Origin of the sequence: Commensalibacter intestini A911 (assembly GCF_000231445.1) — a bacterium.
GTDB classification, from domain to species: domain Bacteria; phylum Pseudomonadota; class Alphaproteobacteria; order Acetobacterales; family Acetobacteraceae; genus Commensalibacter; species Commensalibacter intestini.
Genome location: NZ_AGFR01000010.1, coordinates 57,456 through 70,441 on the forward strand (window position 1 = coordinate 57,456; position 12,986 = coordinate 70,441).

Annotated in this window: 13 protein-coding genes and 1 pseudogene; 10 read left to right on the forward strand and 4 right to left on the reverse strand. The window is 37.8% G+C overall.

Going from position 1 to position 12,986, the window contains the following annotated elements; genetic code table 11:
- Positions 1-58: 58 nt before the first annotated feature.
- The 10 genes and pseudogenes from CIN_RS09545 to CIN_RS11750 all read left to right on the forward strand — a co-directional run.
- Positions 59-1,237 (forward strand): deoxyguanosinetriphosphate triphosphohydrolase, encoded by a 1,179-nt coding sequence (locus CIN_RS09545; protein WP_008854889.1) that lies wholly within the window; start codon positions 59-61, stop codon positions 1,235-1,237.
- 102 nt (positions 1,238-1,339) lie between these two features.
- Positions 1,340-3,142: an arginine--tRNA ligase gene (argS, locus tag CIN_RS09550; RefSeq protein ID WP_040364353.1), complete on the forward strand. Its 1,803-nt coding sequence runs from the start codon at positions 1,340-1,342 to the stop codon at positions 3,140-3,142.
- Entirely contained in the window at positions 3,139-4,158 is a 1,020-nt protein-coding gene (locus CIN_RS09555; RefSeq protein WP_008854891.1) for an SPOR domain-containing protein, read from the forward strand. The genes argS and CIN_RS09555 overlap by 4 nt, the downstream gene beginning before the upstream one ends.
- 16 nt (positions 4,159-4,174) lie before the next feature.
- On the forward strand, positions 4,175-5,035 hold the full coding sequence (locus CIN_RS09560; protein ID WP_008854892.1) for a segregation and condensation protein A: 861 nt from the start codon (positions 4,175-4,177) through the stop codon (positions 5,033-5,035).
- Positions 5,010-5,582, forward strand: coding sequence for an SMC-Scp complex subunit ScpB (gene scpB, locus CIN_RS09565; protein WP_008854893.1), 573 nt, complete (start codon positions 5,010-5,012; stop codon positions 5,580-5,582). The genes CIN_RS09560 and scpB overlap by 26 nt, the downstream gene beginning before the upstream one ends.
- A gap of 102 nt (positions 5,583-5,684) precedes the next feature.
- Positions 5,685-6,245, forward strand: coding sequence for a Sec-independent protein translocase protein TatB (gene tatB, locus CIN_RS09570; RefSeq protein ID WP_008854894.1), 561 nt, complete (start codon positions 5,685-5,687; stop codon positions 6,243-6,245).
- Positions 6,236-7,036, forward strand: a complete 801-nt coding sequence (gene tatC / locus CIN_RS09575) for a twin-arginine translocase subunit TatC (protein WP_008854895.1) — start codon at positions 6,236-6,238, stop codon at positions 7,034-7,036. Before tatB ends, tatC begins: the two co-directional genes overlap by 10 nt.
- Before the next feature lie 2 nt (positions 7,037-7,038).
- A complete protein-coding gene (serS, locus tag CIN_RS09580) occupies positions 7,039-8,319 on the forward strand; it encodes a serine--tRNA ligase (protein WP_008854896.1) in 1,281 nt (426 codons plus the stop codon).
- Between the two features lie 34 nt (positions 8,320-8,353).
- A complete protein-coding gene (locus CIN_RS09585; RefSeq protein WP_040364355.1) occupies positions 8,354-9,493 on the forward strand; it encodes an acyltransferase family protein in 1,140 nt (379 codons plus the stop codon).
- A gap of 47 nt (positions 9,494-9,540) precedes the next feature.
- Positions 9,541-9,681: pseudogene (locus CIN_RS11750) on the forward strand (serine--tRNA ligase); the annotation flags it as partial.
- An 87-nt stretch (positions 9,682-9,768) separates the two neighbouring features.
- On the opposite strand, the gene CIN_RS09590 reads toward CIN_RS11750, so the two are convergent.
- From CIN_RS09590 to CIN_RS09605, 4 genes are all read right to left on the reverse strand, one after another.
- Positions 9,769-10,341 (reverse strand): hypothetical protein, encoded by a 573-nt coding sequence (locus CIN_RS09590; protein ID WP_008854899.1) that lies wholly within the window; start codon positions 10,339-10,341, stop codon positions 9,769-9,771.
- A gap of 52 nt (positions 10,342-10,393) precedes the next feature.
- Positions 10,394-11,284, reverse strand: coding sequence for a M10 family metallopeptidase domain-containing protein (locus tag CIN_RS09595; protein WP_008854900.1), 891 nt, complete (start codon positions 11,282-11,284; stop codon positions 10,394-10,396).
- Between the two features lie 11 nt (positions 11,285-11,295).
- A complete protein-coding gene (locus tag CIN_RS09600) occupies positions 11,296-11,886 on the reverse strand; it encodes a phage neck terminator protein (protein ID WP_008854901.1) in 591 nt (196 codons plus the stop codon).
- Between the two features lie 212 nt (positions 11,887-12,098).
- Complete coding sequence (locus CIN_RS09605; RefSeq protein ID WP_008854902.1) at positions 12,099-12,953, reverse strand: ATP-binding protein; 855 nt, start codon at positions 12,951-12,953, stop codon at positions 12,099-12,101.
- Between the last annotated feature and the right edge of the window lie 33 nt (positions 12,954-12,986).

A 12,986-nucleotide genomic window follows, 5' to 3' on the forward strand; every position in this document is an offset into this window, starting at 1 on the left:
TATTTTATGATAAGAGCAGCGATATGGGCAAATCATTTCATAGCAAAGAGTGAAAAAGATGGATTTAGCGATTTATGCGGTGCAAGAGGCAACAGCCAGGGGACGTGTCTATCCAGAGGCTGAATCCTCATCGGGGCGTAATCCTTGGCAAAGAGATAGAGATCGTGTCATTCACTCAACGGCATTTCGTGTATTGCAATATAAGACACAGGTGTTTGTTAATCATGAAGGAGATTTCTTTCGTACGCGTTTAACGCATTCTTTGGAAGTGGCACAAATTGCACGTTCGATTGCGAGATCACTACGGTTAAACGAAGATTTGACAGAATGTTTAGCGTTGGCACATGACCTTGGACATCCTCCATTTGGACATGCCGGTGAAGATGCATTGCAAGAGGGAATGAAAGATTACAACGGCTTTTGCCATAATGATCAATCTTTACGACAAGTCACTCGGCTGGAGCAGCGTTATGTTGAGTTTGATGGATTGAATTTGACGTGGGAAAGTTTGGAAGGATTAGCCAAACATAATGGCCCTGTTGCTAATCCAGACCCTTATTTAAAAGCGTATGATCAATTTTATCCGATGGAGTTGTCCAGCTATGCGTCTACAGAAGCTCAAATTGCTTCTATATCGGATGATATTGCCTATCATAGTCATGATCTTGATGATGGATTACGGGCAGGATTATTACAATTTGATGATTTAAAAGATCTTCCGATTGTTGGTGAAGCGTTATATGAAGCACGAAAAGTGATGCAAGAGAGTTCTGTATCTGAGCATCGAAGCAATCGGTTGCGTCATGAGATGAATAGGCGAGTGATTGATGTCTTGGTAAGCGATTTAAAGAAACAAACGTTATTAAATATACAAGAATTACAGCCTAAAAATGCAGATGATATTCGGTATGCACAAACAGGTATTGTGCAGTTTAGTTCTGAGGTTGGGCATGCTAATCAAATGATTCGTCAGTTCTTATATAAAAATCTGTATCATCATTGGCGTGTGAATCGTATGAGTCGTAAAGGGCGGATGTTGGTTCAAGAGCTTTTTGAGATTTTATCAACAAATACAGATTTACTTCCTAAGGAGTGGCAAGTCCGTCTTGAAAAAGCGCAAGAAAAAAAGAAAAAATCAGGTGCAATGCGTGTCGTTGCAGATTATATTGCTGGCATGACAGACCGTTATGCGATGGAAGAATATCAACGCTTAACCGATTTAGCGATTTCTACGTAAGATTTTTATTGGATAAAGTAAAAGATAGAATGGCTTTTTTGGTAAGGGTTAGGTAAATAGGATAAGATAGATTCCTTAGCTTTTGAGAAAGATAGTTTTTATATGATTGATCATAATCTGTACGTTTTCTTCCGCGAATATGTTTTGGAAGCCCTGCGGCAGACCGTGCCTGACTTACCAGAAGTCTTGTTGGAGCGGGTTGAGCTAACGCCAACCAAAGATCCTACACATGGCGATATGGCTACGAATGCGGCGTTGATTATTGCCAAAGCAGTAAAACGTCGCCCTCAAGAGCTGGCACAAGAATTAGCAGATTATCTGAAAAAAATTGATGGTATAGAAAATGCTGAGCCGGCTGGGCCCGGCTTTGTGAATCTAAAAATTTCTGCTTCTGTTTTTCAAAGGCTTATTTCAGTAATCTTGGCAACTGGAGAGGCCTTCGGTGCCAGTAAGATTGGTCAAGGCACAGTAGTTAATGTAGAATATGTTTCTGCGAACCCAACGGGGCCAATGCATGTTGGACATTGTCGAGGTGCTGTTGTTGGTGATGTTTTAGCTAACTTAATGACCAAAGCAGGCTTTGATGTTACTAAGGAATATTATATTAATGATGCGGGCACTCAAGTTGTTGCCTTAGCATGGGCAGCGTATTGGCGTTATTTACAAGCATTAGGTCAAGATATTTCCGCAGAAGCGTTTGAAGAAAAATTTCAGCCTTATATGGCGAGCGGCTTACAATATCAAGGGGATTACCTGGTTCCTGTCGGTGAGTTGTTGGCTAAAGAGCATGGGGAAACTTTATTAGAGGGCACCGATGCACAGCCTATTCCTGCTTGGTTTGATATTGTTAGAGAATGCGTTTTAAAAGAAATGATGGCCAGTATCCGTACAGATTTGGATGCGTTAGGGGTTCATCAAGATGTATTTGTTTCTGAGCTTTCTATTTTAAATTCTGGAAAAGCAGAGAGTGCTTTAAAGCTTTTACAAGATAAAGGTTTGCTTTACACAGGTGTGTTAGAGCCCCCTAAAGGCAAGGTGATTGAAGATTGGGAACAACGCCCCCAAACTTTGTTTAAATCGACAGAATATGGCGATGATGTTGATCGCCCTTTGCGTAAGTCCGATGGTACAGCGACTTATTTTGCGAATGATATTGGGTATCATTATGACAAAGTAGAACGTGGCGCAAAAATCCTTATTGATATTTTAGGCGCAGATCACGGTGGCTATGTGTCACGTATGCGTGCCGCAATTAAAGCATTAACGGCTCAAGATCCTGTTGATTTCGAGGTTGTACTGTGTCAAATCGTACGCGTTGTGCGGAATGGCGAAGTTGTGAAAATGTCAAAGCGTGCGGGAACGTTCATTACGTTACGTGATTTGATTGATGAAGTTGGTAAAGATGCTGTGCGTTTTACGATGCTTACTCGTAAATCTGATGCACAAATGAATTTTGACCTAGAACAAGTGATTGCACAAACACGCGATAATCCTGTATTTTATGTGCAATATGCACATGCACGTTGTCGTTCTGTGTTACGTTCTGCAGTTCAAGCAATGGGTACTGATGCAATCAAACCAGTGGTGCTTGCAAAACAAGCATTAACAACATTAAAAAGTGATGCAGAACTTGCTTTGATGCGTCGTTTAGGTCAATGGCCACGTATTGTTGAGAGTGCAGCTTTGGTCAGAGAACCACATCGTATCGCATATTATTTAATGGAAGTTGCTGCAGATTTTCATGCATTGTGGAATGCAGGGCGTGATGATGCAACACTTCGTTTTATCCAAGAAGAAGATAGTTCAGGAACGATGGCAAGATTAGCGTTGGTAGAAGCCACAGCATGTGTTATTCGTTCTGCAATGAAGATTTTAGGTGTTGAACCAGTAGAGGAAATGAGATGATAGATCCAAATTCACAAGACCCTTCAAAAAGAAAGTCATTTTTTGATGAAGATTCTATGGATGATGGCGGAAACGGGCATCCACCTCATCCTGAACAACGTGTTTATAATGATCGCGAACGGATGGCATCTCGCTATCATGATGATGAAGATGAAGATTATGGGGATCAAGATTATGACCGCAGAAAACCTTCACGCTTTGGATTTATGAATTCTTTGGGTGGTGGCAATGGCGATGGTAGTTCAACGCGTAAATTAACATATGCTGCTGGTGGGATTGGTGCGTTACTCGTCGTCTTTATTGGTGGGTGGATGTTCTTCAGTTCATCAAATAGTGGAATTCCTGTTTTTGAACCTCCAACTGAAGTTGCAAAAGTAAAACCTGCAAATGCAGGAAATGTAGAAACGATTGGTATGGGTATTGGTGGAGATAATAGTCAAACACCTAATGGGCAACCAGGACTAGCTTCTGGGCCAGAGCAAGCAAATCCTCAAGGGTTAGCGGATCAGTTTAATAAACCAATTCCTCCTGTGACGCCCCCCTCTGTTACTCAAGGGAACGCTGGTGCTTCACCATCTTCCTCTACAACAATGCCGCCTTCTTCTATGGCGCCACCTGTTGCGTCAGAAACGAATAGTAATAGTGATGAAGAGCCAGTAGCACCAAAGCCAGTTGCTCATCCAAAGCATCAAGTAACATCTCATGCAGCAGAAGCGAAAAAATCTGAGGCAAAAAAAGCTGTTAAAAAACCAGCAGCTCATCAAGCGTCCTCTGGTCACTTTGGCGTGCAATTGGCATCATTGAAGTCTAATGAAGCAGCTCAAAAACAATGGCAAGTCTTAAAGAAAAAAGCACCTGATGTTTTAGGAAAATACTCCCCATCTGTTCAAAAGGCAGAAGTGAATGGAGCAGCCGTTTATCGTTTGCGTATCAAAGGATTAGCTTCAAAAGCACAAGTGAATACGCTTTGTAGCGAGTTGAAAGCAAAAGGCGTTGCTTGCACTATTGCGTATTAATAATTTTATATCGTAGATGTCAGAATCTGTTGATATAGGAATTGAACAAGGGATTCAAGAAACTGAATCCTTTGTTGTGCATCTGGAGGGATTTGAAGGTCCTTTGGATTTATTGTTACAACTGGCGCGTACGCAAAAAGTTGATCTTGCACGAATTTCTATTTTACAACTTGTAGAGCAATATTTGGAAATTATTGAATCTGCACGTAAAATTCGTTTAGAGCTTGCCGCGGATTGGTTGGTAATGGCGGCATGGCTGGCATGGTTAAAGTCTTGTCTGTTACTTCCAGAAAAACCAACGGATGGTGAAGAAGGCGAACAAGCTGCTGATATTCTACAAGAACGTTTAGAAGAGCTTGAGCGGATTAATAAAGTTGCTCGATGGATGAATGATTGTTCTTTATTAGGTAGTGAAGTGTTCACTCGAGGTTTTTACGAAAATCATACGGAAATTGATTCCTCTGGCGTTTTATTAGATATTTCTCGTTTTATGAATGCTTATGTCAGTGTTGCGCGTAGGAAGTCTAAAAAGAAATCTTGGCGTATTCGTTCTTTTAATTTTTGGACGGTTCGTGATGCTTTGTCACGCTTAAAACGTCTATTGGGACAAAGTAAAGTGCCAGGTTGGCACGTGTTGGATGCTTTTTTGCCAAGTTATGAAGCTTTACAAGAGGCAGATATGACACCAGAGACGATCTCTCGTAAATTAAAAGCCGCATGGAGTGGCACTTTGTTGGCAGGGTTAGAATTAGCAAAAGATGGACAAATACAGTTAAATCAAAAAGAGCAGTTTGGTCGTATTCAGTTAAGAAAAACCGACGGAAATATGATGTCGGAACAAGAGGGAACAGATGAGCTTAATTCCAGCACAGTATAAAGCAATTCTTGAGGCCTTTATTTTTTCTCAGGAAAATCCTGTGCCTGAAAAATTAATGATCGAGCTATTGGTTAAAAATAATGTTCCTTCAGAGAATATGACGGCATTGTCGAATGAATTGCAGTTAGTGTTAGAGCAGTTACAGCAAGATTATGTCAATAAAGGGATTCGGTTATGTCGAATTGCTGGTGGATGGCAATTTCGTACAGCTGAAGAATTCGCGCCGTATTTAGTGAAGGTGATTAATAAACCTAAACGATTATCTCGTGCAGCGATGGAGACTTTGGCGATTGTGGCATATCATCAACCTTGCACGCGTGCGGATATAGAGCGTATTCGTGGGGTCAGTTTGGGACAAAATGTGCTGGATAGCTTGTTGGAAAGTATTTTGATTAAACCTTGTGGGCATAAACAAGTTCCTGGTCGTCCGATATTATGGGGAACTACTCAAGAGTTTTTAGGCTATTTAGGATTGAATGAATTACGAGATTTACCAAAGCAAGAAGAGCTATTTGCAGATATTCCGTATCAAACTTCGCAAGAATAATTGAATTTATCTGGATTTTCTGGCTAGAACCCGTATAGAAAAAAATATAATATAAATGTTTTCTTGGTATGGCTTTGAGGAATTGGAGGGGCAAAAAAAGTAATGTTTGGTTTTTCCTGGGCAGAGCTGTTTTTAATTGGCGTTGTCGCCATGGTATTTATTGGCCCCAAAGACTTTCCCAAAGTATTAAAATGGTTGTCTGGCATTGTTAAAAAATGTCGTCAGATGGCCAGTGAATTTCACAGCCAAGTGGATGAAGTGATGAAAGATCCTGATTTAAAAGAGGCAAAGGATCAGTTGTTAAAATTGCGTAGTATGAATGTCAAAGGGGCAATTTTAAACGCAATTGATCGTGATGGATCTTTGCAAAATACGTTACGAGATTCTCCTTTGTCGGATACGGCGATCAGTTCTCCATCCTCTCATTATTCCGAAATTGCTGAAGGGGATATTAAACCTGTTCCAGGAATGATTGATGTGGCCGAGGGGGACTGGCATAAAGAAGACGAAGTCGATTATGATGCTTTGGAAGCAAAAGATCCGGCACCGATTTTCTTTCCGCCTCATATTGCCCAAAGAGTGCAAGTCAGGCGAGCTGCCCCGCCATCGCCTGCGATGATCCCACCGCATATTTCCAAATATAAAGAACAGAGATGGTCATGAGCGAGCAAGCCGAGACAGAAGCAGAAGATTTAAACGATAAAGCCATGCCATTGATGGATCACTTTGTTGAATTGCGTCGTCGTTTAATATGGTGTGTAGTCACTTTGGTAGTGACTTTTGGTATATGCTATCATTTCTCGCAGCAAATTTATTTGTTTTTGGCACACCCTTTAGAAACCGCAATGAAAGCCGATGGTCAGCAGCCTCAAATGATTTATACGGCGTTGTATGAGGCGTTTTTTACAAATATTAAAGTTTCATTTTTTGGGGCAACTTTTTTGTCATTTCCAATGATTGCAACACAGGCTTGGATTTATATTGCGCCAGGTCTTTATAAAAATGAAAAGAAAATTTTTGCACCGTTTTTAATTGCTACACCTTTTTTGTTTTTGCTAGGGGCTTCTTTGGCATATTTCTTTGTTTTTCCAATGGCTTGGAAGTTTTTCTTATCTTTCCAAGTCGGTGGGCCAGGGAATAATATGCATATCGAGTTACAAGCCAAAGTCTCTGAATATCTTAGTTTAGTTACGCGTTTGATTTTAGCATTTGGCATTGCATTCGAATTACCTGTATTATTAACGTTGATGGCAAAAATTGGTTTTGTCACTGCAAAAAAATTAAAGAGATTTAGACGATATGCGTATGTAATTGCATTTATTATTGCGGCGATTTTAACACCGCCAGATGTGATTACTCAAACATCATTGGCTATTCCGTTGATACTTTTATATGAGATTTCTATTTTTTCCGCTCGTTTAGTAGAGCCAAAATTATCTGAGGAGGATGAATAATAATGCATGATTTTCGTGCGCTGCGCGCTGACCCACAAGCTTTTGACAATGACTTAGCACGTCGAGGGTTACCTCCTGTCAGTGAGACTTTGGTTAAATATGACGAAGAACGTCGTACTTTGTTAAACGAGCTTCATACCAAACAAGCCGATCGTAATAATTTATCTAAGCAAATTGGACAATTAAAACGCGATAAACAAGATAGTGCGGAATTAGAAGCTCAAGCAATTGCGTTGCGTACAGAGTTAGAAACGATTCAATCTAAAGCAGATGCATTAGACGCAAAAATTTTTGAAATCTTAGCAAGCTTGCCTAATCGTTTGGCAGAGGAAGTTCCTGTTGGTGCAGATGAAAATGATAATATTGTCATTCATCAATGGGGAGAACCTAAGGATTTAGGATTTACGCCTTTACAGCATTTTGACCTTGGCGAAAAACTAGGGATGATGGATTTTACCCTTGCGTCTAAATTAGCAGGGGCTCGGTTTAGTATTTTAAAAGGGCCATTGGCACGCCTAGATCGTGCGTTAAGTCAGTTTATGTTGGATTTACACACGGGTGAGCATGGCTATGAAGAGCATATTGTTCCTTTGTTAGTCAATGAACAAACGATGTATAATACCGACAAGTTGCCTAAATTTGGAGATCAGTCTTTTTGTACGAAGGATGAGCGTTGGTTAATTCCAACGGCGGAAGTTCCTTTGACAGGGATGCAAGCGGATGAGTTGATTTCTGTGGAAGAGCTTCCCATTCGTAGAACAGCTGTTTCTGCGTGTTTCAGAAGTGAGGCAGGGGCTGCGGGTAAAGATACTCGTGGGTTAATTCGTCAGCATCAGTTTTACAAAGTGGAAATGGTGAGTATTACAGCACCAGAGGAAAGTGAAGCTGAACATGAACGCATGACAAGATGTGCGGAAACTGTGTTGGAAAGATTGGGCTTGCCTTATCGTCGTATTTTGTTGTGTTCTGGGGATACAGGATTTGGTGCAGCAAAAACTTGGGATTTAGAAGTCTGGTTGCCAGGTCAACAAGCATGGCGTGAGATTTCTTCTTGTTCGAATACCAAAGCATTTCAAGCGCGTCGTATGAATGCGCGTTTCCGTCCAAAAGCCGAGGAAGGTAAAAAGGTCTCCCCTGAATTTGTGCATACGTTAAATGGTTCTGGCGTTGCAGTGGGGCGTGCGTTGGTTGCAGTGATGGAAAATTACCAAAACGCAGATGGCAGCATTACCGTGCCAGAAGTTTTGCGTCCATATATGGGTGGCATTGAGAAAATCGGTTAATTATGATTGATGTTGTGAATATGGAGAGATTAAAGTGTTATTTGGTCAAATACCAATGGTTTTTGAGATTGCGATATTCACAACAATTATTGTTAGTATTTTTAGTACAAAATATTTTTCTTTTTTGGATAAGGCTGAGCAAGGAAGGGAGTTAACAATTGATGGGTTGCGTGCTTTTTTAGCATTGGCTGTTATTTATCATCATATGGTTTTTAGTTATAATTTATTTTATGGAAAAGGTTGGATAATCGATTATCCTGTTAATGCAAGATTGGGTAAAGTAGCGCTTTCGTTTTTCTTTATGATTTCTGCTTATATTCTTACACAGAAAAATATACAAACAACCTGTGGTTTTATTAAATTTTATATTAATCGTTTTTTTAGAATAGCGCCAATGTTTTGGCTTTCAACATCAATATGTTTGGGGACTGCAATAATTTTTGGATCTCATATTGATTATTATTCTTTATTAGATAAACTATGTGTGTGGTACGATGCAGGTTTGTTTTTAACAGATCGTAAACCTGATATTAATAATTTTGATAAAACTTATTTTATAAATGCAGGCGTGATGTGGTCATTATCATGGGAGTGGTTGTTATATTTCTCTTTACCGATTTTGATAGTTTTGCGTCATAAAATAAATAGCTTTATTATATCTCAGTTTTTAAATTTTATCGCTGTTTATTGTATCAGTTATTTGTCTTATACATGGGCAGTTTTTATTTTATGTTTTTCTTTAGGAATGACAGCAAGAGATATAAAGCCTTTTATTAAAATTCCAAAGACAGCGAATAACATAATTATTTTATTATGTTTATGTATTATATTCTTACGAAAAACAGGGCCTTTCGATATTTCAACTATAGTAATAGAATTTATACTGTTTGTTTGTATATGCCAAGGTGGTGATTTTTTTGGAATTTTACGTAGTAAAGGTGCTGTTAGGTTAGGTGAGGTCAGCTATAGTATTTACTTATTACATGGTATTGTATTGTTTTATATGAATAAAATACTAGTTCACTGGAATCTTTCTAAAATTGAATATGGATTAACTGCATTATTATGCATTATTTTAGTTTGTTTATCTTCGTGCTTTACTTTTGTTTTGATTGAAAGCAAAGGGATAATGTTAGGCAGGCATATTTATAAAAAATGTGTTATAGAGTTATGAACAACTAGTATTTTTTAGTAGAGGAAGGTAAAAAATTCCTTTAATTGGTGCATACGTTAAAAGGTTTAGACGTTGTGATGGGGCATGCGTTGGTTGGGGTGATGGAAAATTACCAAAACGCAGATGGCAGCATTACCGTGCCAGAAGTCTTGCGTCCATATATGGGTGGCATAGAGAAAATCGGCTAGAATTTAAAAAAAGCTCCCGTTACCTGTTGTGTGATGACAGAAGTAAGGGGAGTTTTTTACTATCAATTGACAAATATGATAATTGAATTATTTTTTTGTAATTACTTTTTTAGCTTTTAATACAAAGGATTTTGGTTCAAATTTACCATTTTTATAAGAACCAATGGGTTCTTGTGATCCTTGTAGGTGAATAGGTGTTGATAGTGCGACGTGAAAGATGACCTGTTTACTAGAAGATTTTTTAAATATTTCTTTCATGACTGTTTTAGAAAATTCTCTTTTGATCGTCTGTGTTCCATGAGCAGGAAGTAATGTTAATTTTTTAAGTAAATAAGGGTTCATCAAACCAGCAAGTGAGTAACTTCCTGAAATACCTTCATTAGTTTTTATATCTTTAAAATAAGAAGACATTGAAATAGCATCTATTGCTATTAAAGAAATTTCTAAGTTTTGGTTGGTATTGTTGGTGATGATGAGGTTTGAGGAAAAGTTTTTCCCAGAATAAATACATTGGGGATTATTGGGACATTTAATCGATAAGCTGAGTATATTCTTGTCTTTTTCGGTGATACTTTGTGCGTTGCTTGTGTAGAATGAAAAGAGAGAGATAGCAAATAATAATTTGATAATTACTTGATTTTTTTTTAATAATAATTTCATAACTCTTATTTTCCTTTGAATATGATATCACATTGATAACGTTTATTATTAATTATTTTTTTGCAGCTATTCCTATATTCCATCCTTGTTGTTTGATAATTTTATAACTGTTAAAAGCATTCATTATATCTGCGTCTGGGGCATCTTTATCTCTACCTTGACTATTTTTAAGAGCCACAAATCTCGTGTCATCAAGTTTACCATTAGGTTGATAATACTGTACAATAGAATTTGTTTTTTCATCATAACCATAATGGTCAGGTATTCCAAGAGCATGGGCAAATTCATGAGCATATGTATAAAGCACATTAAACCCTCTATCTTTATCAGTTTCTAGAATGAAAGTTTTTCCTGCTTCCAAATGTGGTCTCTTAACTGCCCCACTTTGAGGAACTATTTTATAAAGTTTTATTTTATGGGGATTTTTTTCTCCATTTGCAATTTTCTCTCCTTTATAGGCAAATTGAATATCAAATTCGATAGGTAATATAATAGGATTACAACATGTGATGCTCGTATCTGTTACTTTTAAAGCAAAATTGCCATTCCATATATTTTTAATTTGCAAAATTAATTGTTTTATACCTTCTATTTCTTGATTTGTAATACCTTTTTCTACTGTGGATAATTCAAAAGTCATTTTTATTATGACATTTCTTTTACTTTTTAATGGAATGAGCATTCTATAATGAGCAGTCCATGCATTATTGTCAGCTTCTGCGTAGCTGAATTTGCCATTTTCTAAATATTTTTTATAAATATCATGTGTGCTCAAACGGACTTCTTTATCATAATCTTTTAAATCTGGATCATTTATTGACCAGCAACATTCTGCAGAAAATTTACTACGCTCTTGTTGCCATTGTTGTAGTGCATTGGGGTCTTTATTGTTCTCTGTTCTACAAAATTTGCTGAGATCTTTGCATTGTTGCCACTTCTCCATAATTAAACGTTTTAACCTTCATCTGCTATATTCATATCCATGATAATCTCTTTACCGCTATCTGTACAAACACCAAACTCTGGGTGATATTCAAAATAACTGGTTACAGAGCATGAATCGTCATATTGGTCTTCGGCATTGATAGAGAATTTTTCTACTTTCACATCATCACTATAAAGTGGAAAGAAAATATCGCTATATTGTTCAAACTGCTCACTGGCCCAACTATCGTTAAATCGAACCGCAAAAGACTTAGCCATTTGTAAGGCTGCGATATTGCCAGTGCCGACAAATGACATATGCATCGTAATTTCTGAACGAGCCCATAGGATTTTATGCTTGTCTGTATAACGGGTTTCTGTCGTTGAGATTTGATTTTCATCAATAATTTGTAATACAACATAAGGGGGCTTTGGTGTTGCCACTCGATTATTAAAGCCTTTAACAATCTTTAATTTTGCTCCTTTAATTGGAATGGCTTTTTGGATAAATTTTCCGACGATGTTATACATCTCTTTATAGCTTAAATTTTTAAGCTCTGGGAATTCTCCCTCTTCAGGAGCTGTGGCTGTTACTTGGGCAGGAGTTTTCTTTTGGCGCATTTGTGGCCTCTTTCATTTTAAAATAAAATTAGAATTTGAAATATAAACGCAGCTATGGCGTGAAGTTTTGGCTATTCTTTTGTGTGATGGATGCCAAAATAAAAAAAGCACAGTCAATGCTGTGCTTTGGAGGGATTAGTGTCTAAAATACTAACCTATTTATTATTATCTCAAATATGATCAATAAGTTCAATAGATAAAGTCATGTAATGCTATTTAGCCAACTTTGCGGTTAAATCTTCAATAAACTGCCAAGCAACACGCCCATTACGAGACCCTCTTGTAATAGACCATTCATTCCCTTGCGCAATAAGCTCTTCATCAGAAAGGGGTAATTGACGTTCTTTGGCATAAGCACGAATGATTTTGTCGTAAAGTTCTTTGTCACAATTATGGAACCCAATCCATAGGCCAAAACGATCAGATAAAGAGACTTTTTCTTCGATGGCTTCTGATGGATTAATTGCAGAAGAACTTTCATTTTCAATCATATCACGAGGCATTAAATGGCGGCGATTACTGGTGGCATAGAATAAAACATTTTTTGGACGCCCAGCGATACCTCCGTCTAAGACGGATTTTAATGCTTTATAATCACGGTCTTCTTTTTCAAAAGATAAATCATCAGAGAAAATGACAAAGCGATGCGGTAATGGTTTTAAAAGCTGTAATAAAATAGGGAGCGAGTGAATATCATCGCGTGGAATTTCAATGATTTTAATCGGATTATGCTGATTTTCGATGGTTTTATTGACTTCTTGCAACACAGATTTCACCAAAGAAGACTTACCCATTCCTCTGGCGCCCCATAACATGACATTATTGGCAGGTAATCCTTTGGCAAAATATAAAGTATTTTCTAATAAAAGTTCTTTTTGATATTCTAATCCTTGCAGCAAGCTAAAATCAACATAAGCAATTTCATCGATTGGCGTTAATGTATTTTTCTGAGTTGTCCAAATAAATGCATTAGCCTGCTCAACATTATCAATATAAGGTTTGGGAGGGGATAATTGTTCTAAAGCCGTCGCAATACGTTCAAGAAGAGGGATAATATCCGTTGTCATTATTTTTCCAATAAATTTTAGTAGGCGTTTGAC

Bases quoted from the DNA above. Each gene is read 5' to 3' on its own strand.
- CIN_RS09595 (WP_008854900.1), bottom strand. From the start codon at position 11,284: ATGGAGAAGTGGCAACAATGCAAAGATCTCAGCAAATTTTGTAGAACA.
- serS (WP_008854896.1), top strand. From the start codon at position 7,039: ATGCATGATTTTCGTGCGCTGCGCGCTGACCCACAAGCTTTTGACAAT.
- CIN_RS09600 (WP_008854901.1), bottom strand. From the start codon at position 11,886: ATGCGCCAAAAGAAAACTCCTGCCCAAGTAACAGCCACAGCTCCTGAA.
- CIN_RS09555 (WP_008854891.1), top strand. From the start codon at position 3,139: ATGATAGATCCAAATTCACAAGACCCTTCAAAAAGAAAGTCATTTTTT.
- argS (WP_040364353.1), top strand. From the start codon at position 1,340: ATGATTGATCATAATCTGTACGTTTTCTTCCGCGAATATGTTTTGGAA.
- tatB (WP_008854894.1), top strand. From the start codon at position 5,685: ATGTTTGGTTTTTCCTGGGCAGAGCTGTTTTTAATTGGCGTTGTCGCC.
- CIN_RS09545 (WP_008854889.1), top strand. From the start codon at position 59: ATGGATTTAGCGATTTATGCGGTGCAAGAGGCAACAGCCAGGGGACGT.
- CIN_RS09605 (WP_008854902.1), bottom strand. From the start codon at position 12,953: ATGACAACGGATATTATCCCTCTTCTTGAACGTATTGCGACGGCTTTA.
- CIN_RS09560 (WP_008854892.1), top strand. From the start codon at position 4,175: ATGTCAGAATCTGTTGATATAGGAATTGAACAAGGGATTCAAGAAACT.
- tatC (WP_008854895.1), top strand. From the start codon at position 6,236: ATGGTCATGAGCGAGCAAGCCGAGACAGAAGCAGAAGATTTAAACGAT.
- scpB (WP_008854893.1), top strand. From the start codon at position 5,010: ATGAGCTTAATTCCAGCACAGTATAAAGCAATTCTTGAGGCCTTTATT.
- CIN_RS09590 (WP_008854899.1), bottom strand. From the start codon at position 10,341: ATGAAATTATTATTAAAAAAAAATCAAGTAATTATCAAATTATTATTT.